15 protein-coding genes are annotated in these 20942 nt (G+C 70.1%); 5 read left to right on the top strand and 10 right to left on the bottom strand.

Annotated elements, in window-relative coordinates:
* Window positions 1–29 precede the first annotated feature (29 nt).
* From HJD23_RS17975 to HJD23_RS17985, 3 genes are all read right to left on the bottom strand, one after another.
* Entirely contained in the window at window positions 30–233 is a 204-nt protein-coding gene (locus HJD23_RS17975; protein WP_171109627.1) for an FxLD family lanthipeptide, read from the bottom strand.
* A 185-nt stretch (window positions 234–418) separates the two neighbouring features.
* Entirely contained in the window at window positions 419–586 is a 168-nt protein-coding gene (locus HJD23_RS17980) for a hypothetical protein (RefSeq protein WP_171107092.1), read from the bottom strand.
* Window positions 587–594: 8 nt separating this feature from the next.
* Window positions 595–1002, bottom strand: a complete 408-nt coding sequence (locus tag HJD23_RS17985; RefSeq protein ID WP_232107855.1) for a hypothetical protein — start codon at window positions 1000–1002, stop codon at window positions 595–597.
* A 212-nt stretch (window positions 1003–1214) separates the two neighbouring features.
* On the opposite strand from HJD23_RS17985, the gene HJD23_RS17990 reads away from it, so the two are divergent.
* Window positions 1215–1760: an ATP-binding protein gene (locus tag HJD23_RS17990; protein ID WP_171109626.1), complete on the top strand. Its 546-nt coding sequence runs from the start codon at window positions 1215–1217 to the stop codon at window positions 1758–1760.
* Here the strand turns inward: HJD23_RS17990 and HJD23_RS17995 are convergent.
* The gene (locus HJD23_RS17995; protein WP_171109625.1) at window positions 1656–2360 is read right to left on the bottom strand and encodes a 2'-5' RNA ligase family protein; all 705 of its coding nucleotides are present in this window, start codon (window positions 2358–2360) and stop codon (window positions 1656–1658) included. The two genes, HJD23_RS17990 and HJD23_RS17995, sit on opposite strands and share 105 nt — an antisense overlap.
* A gap of 55 nt (window positions 2361–2415) precedes the next feature.
* Window positions 2416–3756, bottom strand: coding sequence for a hypothetical protein (locus HJD23_RS18000; protein WP_171109624.1), 1341 nt, complete (start codon window positions 3754–3756; stop codon window positions 2416–2418).
* 222 nt (window positions 3757–3978) lie between these two features.
* Between HJD23_RS18000 and HJD23_RS18005 the strand changes: the two genes are divergently transcribed.
* On the top strand, window positions 3979–4860 hold the full coding sequence (locus tag HJD23_RS18005) for a helix-turn-helix transcriptional regulator (protein ID WP_171109623.1): 882 nt from the start codon (window positions 3979–3981) through the stop codon (window positions 4858–4860).
* Window positions 4861–4871: 11 nt separating this feature from the next.
* A complete protein-coding gene (locus tag HJD23_RS18010) occupies window positions 4872–5114 on the top strand; it encodes a DUF397 domain-containing protein (RefSeq protein WP_171111581.1) in 243 nt (80 codons plus the stop codon).
* A gap of 143 nt (window positions 5115–5257) precedes the next feature.
* Here the strand turns inward: HJD23_RS18010 and HJD23_RS18015 are convergent, their stop codons facing one another.
* Entirely contained in the window at window positions 5258–5917 is a 660-nt protein-coding gene (locus HJD23_RS18015) for a restriction endonuclease (RefSeq protein ID WP_240980734.1), read from the bottom strand.
* 267 nt (window positions 5918–6184) lie between these two features.
* Between HJD23_RS18015 and HJD23_RS18020 the strand changes: the two genes are divergently transcribed.
* Entirely contained in the window at window positions 6185–8578 is a 2394-nt protein-coding gene (locus HJD23_RS18020) for a UvrD-helicase domain-containing protein (RefSeq protein ID WP_171109621.1), read from the top strand.
* 357 nt (window positions 8579–8935) lie between these two features.
* Window positions 8936–10225, top strand: coding sequence for an NYN domain-containing protein (locus HJD23_RS18025; protein WP_171109620.1), 1290 nt, complete (start codon window positions 8936–8938; stop codon window positions 10223–10225).
* 368 nt (window positions 10226–10593) lie between these two features.
* Here the strand turns inward: HJD23_RS18025 and HJD23_RS18030 are convergent, their stop codons facing one another.
* The 4 genes from HJD23_RS18030 to HJD23_RS18045 are packed head-to-tail and all read right to left on the bottom strand — an operon-like array spanning window position 10594 to window position 20850.
* The gene (locus tag HJD23_RS18030; protein WP_171109619.1) at window positions 10594–12717 is read right to left on the bottom strand and encodes a DEAD/DEAH box helicase; all 2124 of its coding nucleotides are present in this window, start codon (window positions 12715–12717) and stop codon (window positions 10594–10596) included.
* Window positions 12714–14045 (bottom strand): BREX system ATP-binding protein BrxD, encoded by a 1332-nt coding sequence (gene brxD, locus HJD23_RS18035; protein WP_171109618.1) that lies wholly within the window; start codon window positions 14043–14045, stop codon window positions 12714–12716. The genes HJD23_RS18030 and brxD overlap by 4 nt, the downstream gene beginning before the upstream one ends.
* Window positions 14042–16870, bottom strand: coding sequence for a BREX-2 system phosphatase PglZ (gene pglZ / locus HJD23_RS18040; RefSeq protein WP_171109617.1), 2829 nt, complete (start codon window positions 16868–16870; stop codon window positions 14042–14044). Before pglZ ends, brxD begins: the two co-directional genes overlap by 4 nt.
* On the bottom strand, window positions 16870–20850 hold the full coding sequence (locus HJD23_RS18045; protein WP_171109616.1) for a PglY protein: 3981 nt from the start codon (window positions 20848–20850) through the stop codon (window positions 16870–16872). Before HJD23_RS18045 ends, pglZ begins: the two co-directional genes overlap by 1 nt.
* Window positions 20851–20942: the final 92 nt, after the last annotated feature.

Here is a 20942-nt window from a genome sequence, read left to right on the forward strand (position 1 = left end):
TGCGCCCCCGACCCCGTGCACGGCCGTCGTCAGACGGCGCTGGCGCAGGACGAGGCGCAGGAGGGCGCGCACCCGTCACCGGTGCCGCACGCCTTGGGGAGCAGGTCGGCGCCGATCTCCGTGACGATGGTCAGGTCGATGTCGAACGGGTCGGCGGGCGCCTCGGGGGCGGCCGTCGCAGCGGACGCCGCGGTGGTGGCCGTCGTGATCGGGCTGAGCATGGTTGCGGTCATCGCACTTCCTCTTCTGTCGGAAGGTTCTGAACGGTTCGTCGTGCTGCCCGGCCTGCGTATGGATTGCCGCAGGGCCGGGTTTCTGCGTTCGTACCTTGGGTGCGGCCCCTCTCCGGTTGATCGGATTCCGTGGGGGACATGGATTCGGAGCATCCGGAAAGGGGGGTCGAGGACACGGGCCGGGGCTACCGGGACTGGCCCGCGTAGAGCGCGGTCAAGGTTGTGCCGGTCACCAGGACGGGCAGGAACAGCACCTGCAAGCTGCCGAAGCCGAACCGACCGACGTACGTAACCGGATGCCGCAGCACCCATCCGACCTGGCCGAGCAGCTGCAGGAGCGACCGTTGCCGCATCCGGGCCATCACGCCGCCGACCGCCGTGCGACCGTGGCGCCTGCGGCATCGACGACCGCCCACGGGGTCGTGATCAGCGCTCCGGTCCGAGCCTGCCAGGCAGCGAGGTTCGCCCTGTCCTCCTCCAGATGCCCCAGCATCACGAGCAAAGGGGTGACGATCCCGGCTGCCTTCCCCTGCTCGACTGCGGCCAGAGCGTTGTGCCAGCCCTCGCACAGGGCGCGGCTCTCGAACGGTGCCGCCCGGTCGACGTACGTTTCGACCGCCTCCCAGCCGGCACCGGAGATGTACCGCTGTGCGCTGGCCACGCTCTGGTCGGCGGCATCACCGAGCGACGCGGGCAGACAGGCGTACAACACCAGGCGCGTGCCCGGGGGCACCTCGTGTGGTGCGGTCTGCCTCGCACTGCCGCTCATGCCGCGTTACCTCCAGCCAGGTGAGCCGATGCGCCAAGGGTCCGGCGCCTTGACGAAAAGCCTCGCCGGGGGCAGTCGGCGGCGGTACGCCGTCAGCACGCCGTTCGTCCGCCGTCCGGCGGCGCGCGAGCAGGCGGAGCCGCGGCGTACCGCCGCGGCTCAGGCGTAGCGAGGCTGATCGGTCCAGTGCCAAGCGGAAACGAGAAGCGGCGATGGGCGCGGTGGACGAAGAGCGCCTATGCAGGCGGACGCCAGTACGGCGTCATTGGGTGAAGCTGGCCGATTGCACCGAGCCTCCGGGCCTCGCGCGCAGACACGTACGAGAACTCCTCGATGGACGTGCCGCGCCGGAGCGGGTCGACGACGCCGTTCTGATCGCCTCGGAGCTCGTGGGCAACGCGCTCAGGCACACAGCCGACGGACCGGACTGCATGTGTGTGGAGGTCTACCGGGACGTGGCGGTACTACGAGTCCATGACGCGGGACGGGATGTCTCCAGGGTCCGGGCACGGTCTGCGGAGGAGTCGGTGGATGAGTTGAAGGGCAGTGGTCTCGGACTGCTGCTCGTCGCCGAGTTGGCCTCCGCGTGGTCCGTCCGGCCGACCGCGATCGGCAAGGAAGTGGTCGTAATTCTCGCCCTAGACGCCAGCGGGCTACCCGAGCGCGACGTTCCTCCGCACATCCCAGCGGTACGTCCGCCCCTCACGGCGGAGCTCCACCAACTGGACGGCGGACACGGAGAGTTCGACAGCCGGTAGAGCGCGAAGCCCTGAGACCGTCTCCACAACGGGCGCGGCGGGGCGCCGACGGTTGTTGTACGCGAGGCTCAGATGCGGCCGGAAAGCGGACGTCGGCTTCTTCGGGGCCAGACCGACGCTGCTCCCCGCCTTGGCCAGCGCGTGGTGCAGCCGGAGCAGGGGTTCCCAGGGTCCGAGGGACAGCCGGACGGCGCCGCGGGAGCCGGCCAGCGGCATGGCGCGTACGAAGAAAGCGGAGGGCAGCAGCGCCTCGGCGTCCCGCGCCAAGCTGTCCAGCTGGCTGGGGGTGACGACGCCCGGCGTTCCGACTCGGGCGAGGGTGATGTGCAGTCCGTCCGTTGGCACCGGGTCGAGGCCGAGGGGGGCCAGCTCCTCCTGACAGCGCCCGGCGAGAGTCGCGAGCCGCTGATCATCCGGGAAGGTCAGCATCCAGTAGTACGCCCGGCTGCCGTCCGACCAGCCGGGGCGTGCCCAGTGGTCGGTCATCTCGTCGAGTGCGCTGAACGCAGCCCAGTCGTGGGCCGCGGTGACCGCCGGATCATGCGTGTCGGCCGGGGGCTCGGCGGGGAACGCGGCGGGATCGGCGCTGAGCAGGGGCACCCGTCGGACTCCTTCGGCTTCACACTGCCCCGGAGTACGACGACATCGACGGCGCCTACGACGCGGATGACGCCATGGCCAGGGCGGCTGGCTGCGAGCTCCAGGTCCGGAACTCGTCGCCATAATCGCGTACCGCCGGGTGATCACGCCACGGCCCGGCCTGCTCATGCAGGTCACGGGAGCGTTGGTAGACCGAGCTGATCGGTGTGTCTCCGCACAACCGCAGGGCCTCACGGCCCAGCGCCATCGCGTGGTCGATGTCGGGCGTGCGCTGCTGCAGCAACGCGGTGGCGACGTCGAGGCGTACGAGCGACCGGCTCCAGGCGGAGGTCGAGTGCTCCACCAGATCGTCGATGCGCTCGGCGTCGCGCAGTACCTGGGCGGTGTTGCGCAGCGCCACGTGTGACGTGACGGCGTTGGCCAGCGTCCTGGCCCGTCCGTACGGCTCGAAGGAGATGCAGGAGGTCAGCCCGACGGGTACCTCGTGGAGGTCGGAGAGGCGGAGTGCCTGTCCGATGGTCTGCTCGACGGCACGCCGGTCGCCGGTCTTGCCGAGGGCCCGGGCCCGGCCGTTGGCGAGCAGGCGGATGGACTGGGCGTGGCGTGGGGCTCGCTCGACGGCCGCGGCCGCGCAGGCGTCCGCCTCGTCGTACCGGCCGGCGTAGTAGAGGCTGAAGGAGAGGGTGCCGCACGCCCAGAGCTCGGTGTCCAGGTCGCCGATCTCACGGCTGAGTTCCCGGGCTTCGGTGCAGTACGCCTCCGAGAGCGCGAAGTCGCCCGTGTTCACCGCCATGTAGCCGAGCAGGCCGGAGGCGCGGGCGGCGAGGCGGAAGAGCTCCCGGCGCGTGCGTGGGGGCTGGCGGCCGTCGAGGAGGGTGTGGGCGAGCTGCCGCACCTGGCGGGCCTGGGGGCGGAGGACGTACGGCCCGTCCTGTTCGTACCGGCTGGCGATGCCCTCCAGCGAGGAGTCGAGGAAGGCGAGCGTCGCGTCGTCGGCGTTGCTGGCCGTGAGCTGCCGGGTCCGGGTGACGATGTGCAGTGGGTTCTCGTCGTCCTCTCGTGGCGGAGGCGCACTCGTCGCCTGCTGGGCCGTGCTCGGCTCCTCGTCGCGGTCGTGCGCGGAGTCGCCGTAGTACGCCGCGGAGAACAGCTCGGACACGGGTCTGCCCAGCATGTGCTCCAGAACTCGGCAGGCGTCAGGACGGGGGAGAGTCAGCAACTCCCCGCCGTACCAGCGGTCGAACTGGCGTGGAGAGACCTGGAGGGACGCCAGGCGGGGGTCGCGGTCGAGCTCTGCCAGCCGGGCGGCGGCCCGCTCGTACTGGGCGGCGAAAGCCTCGTGCGTCGTCAGGTGCCGTTGCTGGAGCAGCTGCCGGAGCAGCGTTGTCCGTGGCATGGCCCACCCTCCTGGTGCGGCGTGCAGGACCGACGCGAAGGCGCGTGCCGGTAGCGAGGTGGTGGCCATGCTCGCCCATCGGTCGGCTGCGGTGCACGCCCGTACGCACGCGCGCCGCGACTCGTGACAGCATGCCGACGCAACCACCAACTAGGCAATATGTCTGGTGAAGTTGACCCGTATGGGTTGTAGAGGTGTCGCCGGTACGGAGAGACTTCCGGCATGGCCTTGAAGAGAAGCCTGGTCCCGCAGTCGGTGCACCGGCGACAGCTCGCGGCACGGCTGAAGGAACTGCGTGACGCGACCGGGCTCACCCTCACCGAGGTTGCTGATCAACTGGAGGTCAACCAGGGGTCGCTGAGCCGGATCGAGAACGGCGAGCGCGGTACGACGCCGGTCCTCGTCCGGGCTCTGCTGGACCTGTACGGCGTCAAGGACGAGGACCGGCGCGCCGACGTGCTCGACCTCGTGCGAGCGGACAAGGAGCAGCAGAAGCCCTGGTGGCGGAAGTACTCGACGGTGCTCACCCCGACCCGCTACGACGGGTACCTCGCGCTGGAGGCCGGCGCGACACACCTCGCCAGCTACCAGCCGATGCTCGTGCCGGGGCTGCTCCAGACCGAGGACTACGCGCGTGCCGTGATCTCCCAGATGAGGAAGGACCTGTCCCCGCCGCAGGTCGAGTCCCTGGTCAGGGTCCGCATGGAGCGGCAGAACAGCCGCCTGGACGGTGAGACCCCAGCCAGGTTCTGGGCGATCCTCGACGAAGCCGTGCTGCGCAGGACGGTCGGCTCCGTCGAAGTGATGCGCGACCAAATGCGGATGCTGGTGGAGGCGAGCGAGCGGCCGAACGTCACCGTGCAGCTGCTGCCGTTCTCGCTCGGAGCGCATCCCGGGTTGTACGGTCCGTTCGTCATCCTGACCTTCCCGGACTCCACGCCAGATCTGGTGTGGTTGGAGAACCCCAAGAACTCCATGTATCTCGAGTCCCCGGAGGACGTGGACAACTACACGGACATCTTCGATCAGTTGAGAGACAGCGCCCTCGACCCGTCGGAGACTCGCACCCGCATCGCACGCATCAGCAAGGAGCTCGAAGAGTGAGCACGCCCCGCATGGCCGCCCCACACGACGTCACGGCAGCCCGGCACGACGTCGACCTCGCACGCGCGCGTTGGAGGAAGAGCTCGTACAGCGGTGGTGCGAACGACTGCGTGGAAGTTGCCGAACTGGGCGAACATGCCGCAGTGCGCGACTCCAAGGACATCAGCCGTGGGACGTTGCTCTTCCCGAAGGCGGCGATGCGCGCGCTGGTTGGCGGAATCGCCATGAGGGCCATGGGTGAGCATCGGGGCTGAGCAGAGAGCTGGGGCGTGAGGAGAGGGTCGTGACGGTCGTCTCGTGGACGTAGTCGTCTCGGGCCTCACGACCGGCGTAGCGCTAACTGAGGCCGCGCTGGGAAACGTCCGGCATGACTGGCCTCGCGCACCCGGGAGGCCAGTCATTTCTCGTACGCGCGCTTCCAACGGGCCCGGTACCGGGAGTCTCCCTGGCCGTGGCCGTTCACCTCACTCAGGGACAGCAGGGAGGTCCCGTTGTTCCACAAGCCGAGGTGGTCGCGGTGCACCGCGAGGATGCCGTGCTGCACCGCGAACCGCTCCGAGGGACGGCTGAAGCGCGTGGTCGTCACGAACACCGCCAGGTCGGCCCCGAAGTGCACCTTGGCGCCCAGCAGATCGCGTAACTCGCGACTCGCGATCGTGCTGCTCGGCGCATAGCGCTTGCACTGGATCACCATGGTCCGCCCGTCCGGGAGACGGCCGACGACGTCGGCGCCGTTGTCGTTCGCACCGCCCACCCTCCGGACTTCTGTGCATCCGTCCCGTCGGCAGAGGCCCGCGACCAGGTCCTCGAACTCGGTACCTGTCATCGCGTCCACCTCGGCGAGCGTTCGATGCCCGGCCCTCACCGCCTCTTCCTGCCGCCACAGACGGTCCCGCCCCCGCACCAGCCGGTCCGTACGCCACAGCCACCAGCCCACCGCGCCGACGCCACCGAGGACCAATGCGCCCGTGATGTAAGGCCACACGGCCGACCAGAACACCACCAGCAGGACCAACACCAGGCCACCGCCGACCGCCCCCGCCTTCAGCCGCGCCACCCGCCGACTGCGAGCAGCCGCACCCCGTCCACGCCCAGCCACGATCGAAGCCCCTCCCCCATAGGTCCGTGTACGGAAGTCTGAGCAGCCCGATACAGCGCGAGAAGGGCGCAAGTCAGCCATGTCTGGATCCCGATTAACCGACGAGGCCAGACGGGCCCAGCACCACACCTACTACCGAACGTAAGACCTTATTGACCTACGGTCACGTCAACAGGCACCCTGCGGACTGCGGTACATGAAGCCGTGTTTCCAGAGAGGACTGCTGTGGCCATTGAGCCGACCCAAGAACAGCAAGCTGCCCGTGAGTTGTTCGTCTCAGGCCAGGACCTGGCTCTGGTCGCTGGCGCCGGAACGGGCAAGACGTCCACGCTGATCCTGATGGGCTCCGCCACCCGCAAGCGCGGACTGTACGTGGCGTTCAACCGAGCCATCGCCGACGACGCCTGCCGACGTTTCGGACCGAACGTGGAGTGCCGCACCGCGCACTCCCTCGCCTTCAGGGCAGTGGGGCATCTCTACCGCGAGCGCCTGGACACCTCGGCACGCATACCTGCGAGACACACCGCACAGATGCTGGGCATCGACCGTGACCTGATCGTCAACTCCCGCCGGATTAAGGTCAGCCACCAGGCCCGCCTGGTGATGGGCATGATCCGCAAGTTCTGCTATACCACCGACCGGCAGGTCATGGCCCGCCACATGGAGTGGCTCAACGGCCTCGACGACAGGGCCCAGGAGTACGTCGCCCGCGTCCTGCTGCAGTACGCGCACCGGGCCTGGGAGGACATCTGCTCTCCCAACGGCAAGCTGCGGTTCGAACACGATCACTACATGAAGCTGTGGGCCATGACAGAGCCGGTGCTGTCGGCCGACTTCATCCTGCTCGACGAGGCGCAGGACACCAACCCCGTGCTGGAGGAGATCTTCCTCGCTCAGCAGGCGCAACGGGTTTGCGTCGGCGACCCGGCCCAGCAGATCTACGGCTGGCGCAACGCGCGCGACGTCATGACCGGTTTCCCGGGCGAGCATCTGCACCTCACCCAGTCCTTCCGCTTCGGCCCTGCGATCGCCAAGGTGGCCAACCGGTGGCTGAAGCACGCCGAATCCGAGATGCAGCTGACCGGGCACGGCCCCGGCGCCTCCCGCATCGGCACAGTGACGCATCCGGACGCGGTGCTGTGCCGCGGCAACGCCGACGCCATGCAGGAAGTCCTGGCGTACATGGAGCTGGGTATCCCCGTCGCGCTGACCGGCGGAGGCAGCGCGCTGCACCGCATCGCGACGGCCGCAATGGAGCTGAAGGCGGGCAAGCGCACCAGCCACCCCGAACTGTTCCTGTTCAACTCCTGGGGCGAGGTACAGGAGTACGCCGAGCACGACAAGGCAGCCCAGGACCTCAAGGCCATCGTCAAGCTGGTCGACACCTACGGACCCGACCAGATCATCGCTGCCGTGGACCGGCTCTCCTCCGAGGACGATGCAAAGGTCACCGTGTCCACCGCGCACAAGGCCAAGGGCCGCGAGTGGGCCACCGTCCGAATCAGCAAAGGCTTCCAAGCCCCATCCGTCGACGACGACGGTTTGCAACGCTCCCTGATCCCGAGCGAGGCCCGCCTGATCTACGTCGCCGTCACCCGCGCCCGCCACCAGCTCGACACCGAGGGCATCGCGTGGATCGACGAGTACGAGACCGCTATGACCGGCGCGGGCCGCGACGGCACCGTCGCCGGGCGGCCGATGATCGAGCTGAGCCTGACCGGACAGCTGAAGTACGACATCTCGCAGTTCATGGCGCACCGCCTCCCCCGCCACCAGGACCTCTTGCGCGACTACCAGGCCCGCATCTCCCGCCTCCCACGCCCCGTCCAGCCCATCGACGTACAACACCCGAACTGGTCAGCCCTCGGCCACGCCATCGACTACCGGCTGCGCCTGTCGCTCGGCGGACGACTCGGACCCGCCGTCAGCGCCGGCGTCCTCTCCCTCGGCGACATCCAGCCCCTGCGTGGTGCGCCGGGGCCGGAGAGCCGCAAGGCCCTGCACGCGGCAGGCCAGCAGCTCCTGGCCACCGTCGACGCCTACCTCGCCGCCCCCACAAACCTGGACGAGCACGCACTCACTCGGCTGTGCTTCGTCGCCGGCTTCTTCGAGGACATCGCCCGCACCGGCCAGATCCGCCGCTTCAGCATGCTCGCCCACGCCACCCCAGCCACTGCCTTGGACGACCTCACCGCCGCGGTCCCCGAATACGTACTCGACGACATCCACCAGCAGATGGAACTGGCCAAAGCCCCCTTCGCGCCGTTTCGCGCCCTCCCGCCCCAGAACCGGATCTGCGGCCCCGTGTTCACCGGCAGCACCGACATTGGCGGAGCCGACGCCGACTGCATCCTCGGCGGCCTCCTACTTGACTGCAAAGCCACGAAAGACCCCCGCCGCCTGGGCCGCGAGGAGATCTACCAGCTCGCCGGATACCTGCTCCTCGACTACGACGACGCCTTCGGTATCGACCATGTCGGCCTGTACCTGTCCCGCCAAGGCGGCCTGATCACATGGAAGGCCGACGAGTTCCTGCGGCGGCTCGGCGCCAACGCTCCGCTGCCGCAACTGCGCCACCAATTCCGCCAGCACCTGCGCGACGCCGGCAGGAAGCCATGACGTGTGAACCATCCCGGGATCGGTGTCGGTGGGCAGCCCTGGTTCTGATGGAGCCGGATCGCCGACGAGTTGACCGTTCCAGCAGCTTACGGAGGCCGTCATGCCCCACAGCCATCCCCCTGAGTTCCGCCGCCGTGTCCTGGATCTGGTCGACTCCGCGCAACTCGGGGCAGGCGGAACCTCCATCAGACCCGGAGCGGTTCACCGTTCGTTCCGTTCGGTTTTCCGGTCCAGGAACGCGGCTATGCTTCCCACACCGATGTCATGGCTGCGTGGATCGCTCCCCTCTGAGCGCTCCGCGAAATGACCAGTGGAGGCGGGTCGTTGAGTAAAGAGCCATTCGATGGTGCCAATTCGGTGACGATCAAGTCCGCATTGTTTGTGGACTTCGACAACATCTACTTGGGACTTCGCGACATGGACCCGGGGGCGGCTGACGCGTTTGCGACCCGTCCGGACAGGTGGATGAATTGGCTGGAAGGGAAGAGCCACACAGGTGAAGCTGCCCAGGGTGGCCCCGCTCGCCGCTTCCTCGTGCGGAACGTGTATATCAACCCGGAAGCTTTCGGTAAGTACCGCGCCTTCTTCACGCGAAGTGGGTTTCGGTCGATCGATTGCCCACCCTTGACTACTCGAGGCAAGAACAGCGCTGACATCTACATGGTGCTCGATATCATGGATGCTCTAGCGGACGAGACCCGGTACGACGAGTTTGTGATCATGTCGGCGGACGCCGATTTCACCCCCGTATTGCAAAGGCTCCGGGCCAAGGATCGGTGGACGACGGTGGTAGCGGCCGGCCTGAGCGCCGCTGCCTTCCGGGCGACGTGTGATGTGTTCGTGACTCCTGAGCAGCTCGCCGCGGCCTCGCTCTGGGACGAGTTCCAGGCAACGGAGGTGACGCTCGACAGCGACGCCGAGCAGGTCGCGGTCGTCCTTCCGCAACAAGCGGGCAGCGACCAGCGCGAGGCAGTCGTCAAGGAGATTCACCGCGTCGTACGGGCGGCTGCCCGTCCGCTCGCCTCGGCTGCCGCGGCACAGGCGGCGCTCAACATCGATCCCTCGATAAAGGATTCCGCATGGTACGGCGCCGGAAGTTTCAGTGGGTTCGTGAAGACTCATTGCAGTGATCTTGAATATGTTGCCACGCCCCCCGGATACATTCTCGATCCAACGCTGCACTCCTTTGAGGACAAGGGGGGTCGGGCGCAGCTTCCTCGTCTTCTTGCTCAGGTGTGTGCCCTGACGGATGTGCCGGCGTTGCAGCCGGACGCCTATGCTCTGCTGTTCGAGGTTCTCGCCCAAGACTTGCAGAGTTCTGCCTTTCAGCTGTACCCGACGTCGAAGAGAGTCCGAGACGAAACGGAGTCGCGTGGAAACCCCGTAACTCGCAACGCCGTCAACTTCGTACTCAAGGGGCTCCTCTACGTGGGACAGCTGATGGCCGAAGGCGTTACAGCGGAGGCCCTTGCCGACGCGTGGGTGGAAAACGTCTACACGTTGTGCGCGAACGCACGGATGTCGCTCTCCGAGGAGGACCGGGAACTGATCCGTAGGTGGATCACCGGGGGCGACATCAGCGGATTCGAGGTGGGATTGGCAGCCAGCAGCCTTGAGGAGACAGCCTCTCACGCCTCTGACCAGTAAACATTGCAGCGCGGCCACCGATGGAGTGACGGAGGCGGCGTGAGAACACAGGCCGCAACGGGCAGGGCTCCCGTGCCGTTGAGGGAGGTGTTCGGGCAACGTGGCCGCCTCTGGTCTCAGTTTTGGTCTCATTCACCCCCGTCCGGAGCCGTCCGAACCGCCTCCCATCACCCGCTCCACCGCAGGTCAAGACGCTCCCGTCCCGCCCCGAACCCCCAGACGAACATTTGGAAAGCGTGTTGGGCCCCTTCACGAGCTCGAACCTCATATCGGCCAGTGATCGTCTCCAGATCGATTGATACCGGACGCCACTGACAACAGCGACACCGCCCGCGCTGCGACCGGTCCCTGCCCGACCAGCTCATGTCCTACGCACCTGTGTAGACGAAACGTACAGGCTCAGTGAGAACAGCTGCGGCGGTCTCCAAGTCGGCCAGCCGGGCGGACAGCGTCGCCTCCGCCAGACGCGGCGGCAGCGCGTCCCCGAACTTCAATCCCCGCACCGCCCGTTCGTCGACAGCGGGAAGGCAGAGCCGGTCCGGAGCCTCGCTCAGGGCTTCCTTCCACACCGGTGGAGTGAGGTCTTCCCGCAGACGGATCCAATGATCGTTGATGCGCTGGGCCGGCACCGCGATCCCCTCCAACGTGGCGGACAGAGTGGCGTTCGCCCGGTGACCTGCCCAGGTCCACCAGCGGAGTTGCCCTCCTTCGTCCCGCACGATCAGGGTGCCGCCCGGGTGGACCTTCTCCAGGAAGACGTCACGTGCCTCCTTGAGCACCGTGGTGGCGCGTTGGGTCAGGGCGACGGGCGAATCCGCCCCAAGCAGCACCTCACGCACGGCGCGGGTCACCTCGAAGGAGGTGCCCTGGCCGAATCCGGTGCCGCTCCACTTGGCCTTTCCACCGCCGTCGACCGGCTCAACGAAGCAGCGCTTGCGCTGCCAGTCGATGTAGGTGACCTGCCAGCTGCGGCCGGCGAGGAGGAGCCGACGAGGGCCAGCGACACGCTCGGTGAGCAGGGCGGGGTCGGTGCGGCCGATCTCGGTGCGGCCCTGGAGGACGGTGAACTGCGGGGGTGCGGTGAAGACGGCGGTGAGGTTCATGAAGTGGCGGTGTCCGAAGCGCCGTTCGGCTTCGGGGCCGATGAACAGCATGCCGCCGTCCTGGTCCAGGTATCCCTCCTCCACGAGATGGCGGACGATCGGCTCGGCGGACCCTCCGAACGGTCCCAGACCGTTCCACCACTCCTGCCAGAGCCGGTCTCCGACGCGGTGTTCCTGAAGGCAGAGGGCGAGCAGCTGCTGGGCGACGATGTGCCGGGGCTCGGGCGGTGCGGTGACCGGTTCGACCCAGCCTCGCGACCACTGGAGCAGCAGTCCCGCGGCAGCCAGGAGCCCACCTTGGTCGAGGGTGAGGAAGAGGCAGTTCCGGGTCGTGCCGGGGCGGCGTCCGGTGCGGCCCAGGCGCTGTAGGAAGGAGGCGACCGAGGTGGGCGCGTCGATCTGGATGACCCGGTCCAGGTCACCGACGTCGATGCCCAGTTCCAGGGTGCTCGTGGCGATGATCACGCAGTCGCGCGCCTCGGCGAACGCGGTTTCCGCGCGTCTGCGTTCGTCGAGCGAGAGGGAGGCGTGCGAGAGGAAGGTGGTCACGCCCTTGGCCCGCAGCTTGGCGCCCAGCTCCTCCACCAGGCGCCGTGACTCGCAGAAGACGAGCCGCTTCTCGCCGCGGTGGAGGGCGCTGATGACGGTGGCCGCGTTGTCGAGCGAGCCGACGTAGTCGAGCTGGATGTCGCCCGGTGGTACGGAAGCCGGTGTCGGCTGTGTCTCGGCCAGGTGGGGCGCGACGACGTGGCCGGGGCGCCGCCCCGCTCCTGATCCCTGGAGCCAGGTGAGCAGGGCTTCGGGGTTGCCGACCGTCGCGGAGAGGCCGACGCGCTGTAGGGAGCGGTTCACGACTCTTTGCAGGCGCTCCAGTACGGCGAGCAGGTGCCAGCCACGGTCATCGCCGGCGAAGGCGTGGACCTCGTCGACGACCACGGCCCGCAGCCCGGAGAAGAAGGACGCGTGGTCGACATTCACGCTGACCAGCATGGCTTCCAGCGACTCGGGAGTGGTGAGCAGCACGTCGGGCCGGGAGGCGAGGATGCGCCGCCGGGCGCCGGCCGGTGTGTCGCCGTGCCACAGGGCCGCGGTCCGGCCGAGCCAGGCGGTGTAGGTCTCCACGCGCGGCAGCAGGTTGTTCAGCAGCGCCTTGAGGGGACACACGTACAGCACTGATGTGCCGGACCAGCTCTGGGCGTGCATTCGGGACAGCAGGGGGAAGCAGGCGGCTTCGGTCTTGCCGCCTGCCGTCGGGGCCAGCAGCAGGGCATCGTCTCCTGCGGTGAGCGGGGCGACGGCGGCCTTCTGGAGCGGGCGCAGGTCCTTCCAGCCCAGGGTGTTGACGATGTGGTGGACCAGCGCCGGTTCCAGGCCGTCGGCAGTGGTCACGGCAGTTCCAGCTCGATGTCGTCCGCCCGGTCGGCGGCGGCGTTGCGTTCGGTGTCCGTCAACTCGCCGGCCGAGACGGTGAGCTGGTAGTGCTTGCGTGGGTCGAAGTCCTCGAACTCGTCGACGCGGTCGAGGACATCGGCGACGAGCTTGCGCAGGAAGACGCGGGGGGCGATGCCGACGTTGCCGCCTAGACCGCCGGTGACGGCGGTGGCGAGTTCGCCGACGTAGGCGTCGTCGACCCGCGCGGTGACCCGCTCGGGGTGGCGGGCCGCGCCCCGGTAAAGGTCCCGCACCTTCCGGCCGAGTTCCCCCAGGCGCGGCAGGTCGAAGCCGGGCAGGCGGAGCTGGACGGCGCGGGGCGAGTCGAAGCGGGCGTCCGTGGTGAAGTCGGTGGCGAGCCGCTGGGCCAGGGGCGGGAGGCGCTGGACGCCCTGCTGGCCGTCGTAGAACGCGGGGGTTCCGGTGATGACGAGGAAGAGGCCGGGAAAGCGTCCGGCGTCGATCTCGTCGAGGAGCTGGCGCAGTGCGTTGAGGCCCTTCTCCCGGACGTCGCCGCGGACGCGTTGCAGGGTCTCCGTCTCGTCGAGGACGAGGAGCAGCCCGGGGTGGCCGCAGTCGCGCAGCACGGTCAGCAGCCCCTGGAGAAAGCCGAGCGCTGCGAAGTGGTCGAGATCTCCGCGTACTCCGGCGGCCCGGCGGGCGGAGGCGGCCACGGACTTCTGGCCGCCGAGCCAGGCGATCAGGGCTTCCGCCGTGGCACCGTCCCCGGCGGTGACGGCCCGCCGGTAGCCGCGCAGGGCGGCAGCGAACGCGGGGGTGGTGCGGGCGACGTCGGCCAGCCGGCGTTCCATCAGCGCGTCCACGGCCTCGGCGAGGGCTTCCTCGTCGTCCTCGTCGATCTCCGAGCCGTCGAGGACCTCCTCCTCCAGGGTGTAGAACCACGAGTCGACGACCGCGCGCAGGGCGCTGGGCTGGTGCGTGGCGGTGGCCAGGCGCTCGGTGAGCCGGCGGTAGACGGTCTCCAGCCGGTGCAGCGGTGTCTCGGTCTCGGAGATCTGCACCTCGGCGGTGGCGAGTCCCGCACGTTTGGCGCGTTCGGCCAGCCAGCGGGCGAAGAAGGTCTTGCCGGAGCCGTAGTCGCCGCGGACGGCGTGGAAGGCGGCACCGCCGCGGGTAACGGTGGCCAGGTCGTCGTCGAGGGCGGCTTCGAACCGGTCCAGTCCGACCGCGAACAGGTCGAGGCCGGACTGCGGGACGGTGCCGCGCCGCAGAGCGTCGATGACCTCGCGGCGCCGGACCGCGCTGACGGAGGCGGGGTCGGTCACGCCTTCTCCTCCCCCCGGCCAGCCGGCTCGTCCGTCTGCTCGTCCGCTTCGTCGTCCTTCGGCTTCGGCAGGAACTGCTCGCGCAGGAGCGGCACGTCGAGCTTGACCGCGTGCCCGCCGTCGATGAACCCGAGGACGGGATACCCCTCGACGTTCAGCAGCCGCTGCACCGTGGCGACGAATCCCTCGATGTTGCGGCGGACCCGCCCGGTGGCGGAGATCGCCGCGGCGAGAGCGGCCGGGGACATCGTCCCGCCCGCTGTGACGAGCGCGTCGACGACCGCGGCCACCACCTTCGCCTCGGGCGCTTTGCGGACGTACTCCTTCTGGGCCGCGTACACCTCGCTGCTCACCACTGTGGAGCCGAGCGACTCTGCCACCGGCGGTGCGGCTTTAGTCCGGGCGGACGGCCGCGCCTCGGTGGTCGGCGCGCTCCCGGAGGGCGCGGTGCGGCGCGCGGGCGAGGGCACCGCCGGCGCTTCGGCAGGCACGGCGGCGGAGGCCGGCTCGTCACGGGTGACGTGCGTCCGCCACCAGTCCGGCGTGGACAGCTCGCGGGGCAGCGGCACCCAGTCCTTCGGGGTCTCCTCCCCTGCCGGGAGCAGGACGAGCACCGGGACGGTCACCTCGGCCAGGGAGGCCCCGCCGTGGTATCCGGCGCGCCGTCCGGTGTAGCGGATGTCCTCGCGCCACGGCAGGATCACCGCTCCCCCGCCCTCGCGCACCCTCGGGCCGCGGACGGCGATCTCCCCCTCCCCCACGGCATCGCCGGTGCGCCAGCGGGCGGACTCCGCGCCGTCGGCGGCGGCCGTCGGGCCGTCGGAGCGGCTGCCGCGCTCCAGGACGTGCCCGTGGTCGGCGACGAGGACGACCGGGCGGCCGTAGCTGCGGGCGGCGGCGAGCAGTTCACGAAGGTGCGTGACGTCGGCCAGGGACCAGGTGGTGCCGCGGCCGTGCCGGCCGTTCTCCAGTGCCTCGTCGATGGTGTTGAGGACCACGCCCACCACGGCGTCGGAGGCGAGCGTGGTCATGAGGTCATGGGAGAGCGCGTGGCCCGCCTCGCCGCCGATGGCGGCCTTGTGGAAGAGGGCGGCGTCCTTGCGGCGCCGTTTCCAGAAGGCGGTGAACCCGCTCGTCTCGGCCGACTGGCCGCCGCCCGCCGCTTCACCCGCCAGCAGGGAGGCACGGCTGACGCGGGTGACGGAGGGCAGCATCGAGACGGCGGCGAGCCGCGCCGGGGTCTCTCCCGGCTCCGGGCGGGGCACGATCTCGCGCCAGCCGTCGCGTTCCGCCTCCTCGCCGAGCTGGGCGGCGACCGCGCTGCTCATGCCGTCGAGGACGAGGAGGAGCGGAGCGGCCTGGCCGGTCAGCGGGCGTACGACGGTGTCCAGCACGTTCTCGACGACGAGGCAGCCGTCGGGGTGCTGGGCGGTGGCGTGCGCCGTCCAGGCGGCGAGCCTTAGGGCGAACCCCTGATCGAGGCGCTGCCTGCGCTCACGTGCCTGTTCGTAGAGGGCGCGCAGGTCCCGGCCGGTCTCGAGGTCGCCGTCGGGATCGCCCGCCCACAGCACGGTGAGCGCACGGTCCACCCAGCCCCAGTCGGAGACATGGGCTCGCACGGCGGCGGCCACACCGGTGACGGCGGGCTCGCGGCCGCTGAGCCAGCGCGCCACCCGTACGGCCGTCTCGGCGGCCTGGACGTGGTCCGGGCGCAGGCCGGCCAGGGCGTGGCCGAGGAGGTCGGCCAGCGCGGCCTCGCCGGCAGTCGGGGACCTGCGGGCTTCCGCGACGGTCCGGCGCAGTTGCGCGGTGAAGCTGGAGGGGAGGAAGCGGCTCGCGGTGAGTCCGGGGGTGAGGCCCGCCTTGTCGGCCAGCTCGTCGGCCCGGTCCAGTACGGCGTCGACGCGTCGGCGGGCGTCCTGGCTGGTCCGGGCGTCGGCGATCCAGCGGGTGAGGGTCCCCTCCACGGCGTCGGTGAACACCGCGAGTTCCGACCGTCGGGGCATGACCTGTCCGAACAGTCCGCCGAGGGCGAGCACGGTGTCGGGCTGGGCGGCGGGGTCCCGCAGTGCGGCGCCGAGCAGTCCGAGCGGCAGGGCGTCGTGGCCGAGTCCGGCCTCGGCGAGGGACAGCAGGACGGGGACGGCCGGTCCGGCGACCTCCGCGAGCCACTTCTTCAGTTCCCCGCGCTCTGTGGCGCCCAGTTCGGCGAACCGCCGGGGTCCGGCGGGTGTGCGCGACCAGGCGAGCAGCGTGTCGGCGTCGAGGGTGACCTGGCCGTCCTGGCCGGAGGCGCCGTGCACCGCGCGCAGGCCGAGCCGTTCGGCGGTCAGGGCGCGCAGGGCCGCGTCCCGGGTCAGCACTCCGCCGAGGCGCGGCCAGCCGTCTTCCGCGGGCTCCGCTTCGACCAGGGCTTCCAGGAGCCACCGCTCGCGGTACATCCGCGGGTCGAGGGCGGTGGCGCCGAAGCGCTGGAGGACGACCTCGGCGTTCTCGACGGTGAGGGTCTTGCGCCGTACGGCCCTGCCGCGCACGTCCCAGCCGAGCTGCTCGTCGTCGACGCCCGTGGTCACCACGAGCACGTCGGAGGAAGCGGCTGCGCTCCGGTGTTCGTGCAGGGCGGCGACGACGCCGAGGACGGAGGCTTCGTCGCGTACGTGGACACGCCGCGCCTCGCCGTCCAGGGTGACGGTGAACCGGGGCGGGGCGCCGGGCGCGTACTGGCCGTGGACGAGCACAAGGCTGCGCTCGCCCAGGTCCTTGGCGTTCGCGGCGAGCAGGGCCTCCACGGTACGGCGGCCCACCCGGGGCAGGGCCGGGGCCATCAGCCGGTGGTCCCTTCGCCGCCCGGTTCCGCCTCGGTTTCGGCGGAGCCGTCGGTTCCGGACCCGGTGTCGGCGACCGGCTGCCAGGTGACCTGAATGCGGGTGCCGGGGTGGGCGGCGAGGTAGGCGCGGATCTCCGCGTCGATCTCGGCGACCGTGGTGGCCAGCGATACCTCCAGCTGGGTGGGCTCGACGAGGTGGACGGCGCGCCGGCGACCGGCCTGCGCCGGGACGACGGCCTCCGAGCCACCCCCGCTGCGGGAGGAGTCGTCCGGCGTGGCGGGCTGGTGCGGCACAGGGGTCGAGGGGACGGGGGGCTTGCCGTGGGTGGTGGGGCTGACGTCCTCGGCGGTCGGCTCCGGCGCGACTGGCGTGACCGGCGCCACGGGCGGGGTGACCGGCTGCGCCGGCTGTGCGAGACGGGTGGCCTCGCGCATCAGGGCCATGACGGTGTCCGGGAGCCGGTCCAGCACGGGCACGAGCGAGACGGTCTGCTCGTGCTCGCGGGCGGCGCGGTGCACCTCGTCCAGGAAGCGGGTGGCCCGCTCGCCGAGGCTGTCCTGGCGTATGGCGATGTCGCGGCGCACGTCCTCCAGCAGGGACCACCTGGTACCGCGCAGCGCGGCGGCGACCTCCGGGGCGTGCCGCAGAGCGCCCGCGATCTCCTCGTCGGTCACGTCGTACGCCGCGGCGGCCAGCTCCCGCACGCACGCGGCCGTTTCGGTGGTGCGCAGCAGCCGGGCGACGAGGTCGGCGGCGGCCTTGGTGGACTTCAGGCGAGGCGCGTCGGCGCCGGTCAGTCCCAGGTGGTGGGCGTGCTCCGTCAGGAGGGTGCGCACCTCGCCGAGGGCCACGCGGTGTTCCTCCGCGACCGCGCGCACGCCTTCGGCGAGCCGGGCGACGTTGCGGGCGAACAGGACCCGCGAGACGGTCCTGCCGAAGATCGTCCCGGCGCGGCCGAGCGCGGTGTGGAACTCGTCCTCGGTGGGCAGTTCCACGGCCCTCAGCCCGTATCCTGGGCCGATCCGCTCCAGCTCCGGGGCCTTGGGCAGCGGCGAGGTCTGGTAGACCCAGGTGCGGTCGTCGAGCAGGGCGTACGTGGCGATGATCAGGTTGCTGACGTGGCGGTCGAGGCCGGTGTAGCCGAGCTCCTCGATCCAGTCGCGGATGTCCTCCACGGACAGGTCCGGGCCGGCGTCGGGGGTCTCGGCGGCCTTCTTGTTGATGCGCAGGCGCCAGTCGGTGGTGACGTTCAGCGGTCCTTCGTGGACCTCTCCGAGCTGGAGGGCGTGCACGATCCGGCGGACGACGGGCAGGTGCTGGCTGTCGACCACGACGCGGCGGGAGCCGTCCTCCATCGCCCTCGTGATCCATTCGAGGGTGGTCTTCAGCTCGCGGGTGGTGACGGCCTTGCGGGTGAGCCGCGGGTCGAAGTCGGGGTGCTTGGGGTGGCGGGCGCTGAGCAGCCCGTCGGCGAGCAGGAAGAGGTTCTCCTCGAAGCCGACCGCCGGTTCGGGCCGGGTGCGGGCGAAGCCGGGCTGGAGCGAGATCAGGTGGTGACCTTCGGGGACCTCGGCTCCCGCGGTGCCGGGCTCGGCCTTGTTGATGCCGTACAGCTGCAGCAGCGCGTCGGTGAGCTGGGTGGTCAGGCTGTCGCGGGACGCCTTGAGCTGGTTGCGGATCTGGATGCGTTCCTCGGCGGGGCGGGTCGCTGTGTGGTCGTCGAGCCGGTCGCGCTCCAGCAGGTAGTTGATCTTCAGCAGGCGTCCGAGGTTGCGGGCCTTCTGCTCGGACAGGAAGTGCGGCAGCCAGACGATCGTCGGCGCCGTCTTCCCGGCGCGCTTCATCCGCTCCACCCGCTGCACGTCGTCCATCGGCGAGTGGTCGTGGCCGTCGAAGGGGTAGTCGAAGACGAAGCGGATGTTGCCCTCGGTCTGCGGCGCGAACTCGGCGTCGGGCAGGTGCGGGTCGCGGACGTTGCCGAAGACGAACTCGACGGTGCGCTTGGTGCCGCGCCAGACGACGGTCCGCTCGCAGACGAACGCCTGGGTGTCGGGGATGCCCAGCGCCGCCCAGAGCTGGTCCTTGATCCACTGGCGGCGGTAGCCGTCCTGGTCGGCGACGCCCTGCACCTCCTCCAGCAGCGGCTCGACGTCCAGGTCGGACAGGTGCAGGTGGAAGACGGGGTCGGCGGGGTCGCCCTCGCTGCGCAGCTCGCCGTCGAAGCCCTCGGCCTGGAGCTCCTGCAGGCGCTTGACGGCGACGGCCCCCGCGTCGCCCACCCGGGTCCTGATGGTGCCGTGGTTCAGCGCGGCGAGCCGGCCGCCCGTGAGCCGGGTCAGGGCGGGCACGTTGGGGGCGAGGGAGGCCAGCAGCAGCGTCTTGACGAGCCGGTCGTCGGTCCGGAACCGCTTGTCGTCCTCGGAGCCGTACTTGGTCAGCAGGTGCTCGCGGACGCGGGCGTGGAAGCGGTGCGCGATCTCCGACTCCTTGCGGAGCTTCGCGGTGAACGCCTCACCGGTCCGCGTGGCGATGACGTCCCACAGGTCGCCCATCGGGACGAGCTGGCCGAGCCGCAGGTCGTCGCGGTGGCGCCGCAGCAGTTCCTGCACGAGCTTGAGGCCGGTCCGCTCGCGCTGGAGCGCGCCGGACAGGTCGACCAGCACGTTGAGCAGTGCCGGGGACAGCGGGTACAGGGTGCGGAAGTCGTCCCAGCTCGCCTCGGTGCGCCCCTGCGCGTCGAGCAGGACCTGCCGCACCTCGTCCCGCGACGACTCAACGATCTTGAACGCGTCGTCGCGCGCCTGCTCCATGCCCGGGCGAGGGGCGAGCACCCGGTGCTTGATGATCTCGACGAGGTTGCTGTCCTCCAGCTCCACGACATCCAGTCGGCCGGCGAGGTAGTCGACCTGCTGCTCCAGGTTCTGCACGTCGGCGCCCGCGACGTCGGAGCCGATCAGCTGGGACAGGTCGCGCTGGCGGGAGATGAAGGAGACGATCGGCACGGGTCGGCCGCTGTCGGCGGACTCGATCAGCTTGACCAGCCGCTGCACCTGGTCGCGGACGAAGTCCTGGTCGCCCATGTGTGCCTGGAGCCACAGGATCAGCTCGTCGAGGAAGAGGACGACACCGTCGTAGCCCAGCGACTGGGCGTGGCGGGAGATGACCTTCAGGCCGTTCTCCAGCGGGATGAAGGACTGCGCGTCGCCGCGGGCGGCCTGCGTGTACGCGGCCATGGGCCCGGTCAGCAGCGCCGACACCAGCCGCTCCCGCTCCTCGCTGCCGGGCGGCGCGGCGAAGGCCCGGTCCAGCTCGGCGGTGCTCCAGCCGCCCGTGCCGGGCAGGCCGGCTCCCCCGTCGATGCCCGGCAGGTCGTCCTCGTCGTCCGCACCGGACGCCCCGCCGGGGGCGGTGGCCGCCGCACCGGCGCCGAGCCACTGCCGGAACTTGTCGTCGTCGCCGAGGAACTTGCGCTGCCGGTCCGCGTCGGCGAGCAGCGCGTCCGACCGGTAGACGGCGGGGGTCGCCGCCTCCGGGTGCAGCTCCCGCACGGTGTGGACGTAACCGCCGAGCAGCGCCGAGTCGAGGTCGGTCGATCCGACCAGGTGGTAGGGGATCATCAGGAACCGGCTGCCGCCCAGCCAGTCCCGGTGCTCGGCGACGACCTCCGTCAGGCCCCGCTTGTTCAGAGCCCCCTCGTGGCCGTTGAGCACCGCGTGCAGCACGGTGAGGAAGTGGCTCTTACCGGCACCGAACGAGCCGTGCAGATACGCGGCGTGCGAGTCGCCCGTGCGGACCGCCTTCGCGACGATGCCGAGCGCCTTGCGGAACGCCTTCTGCAACTGCTCGGTGACGACGTACTCCGCCACCCGCTCATCGGCCTCGTGGAAGCCCTGGGAGAGGTCGACCTTGAAATCGCCCGCGTGGACGTCCTCCTTGATGTCGATGACATCGCGGAGGAACAGCTCTGTGGTCGACATCAGGCGATCATTCCCTCACTGTGCTGGCTGCCTGCCCGGACAGCGCCCCCCTCAAGCGTTGGCGCGACGTCCATCTTGCCAGGTGAGTCCGA

Source organism: Streptomyces sp. Z423-1, assembly GCF_013009255.1.
Classification (GTDB): Bacteria; Actinomycetota; Actinomycetes; order Streptomycetales; family Streptomycetaceae; genus Streptomyces; species Streptomyces gossypiisoli.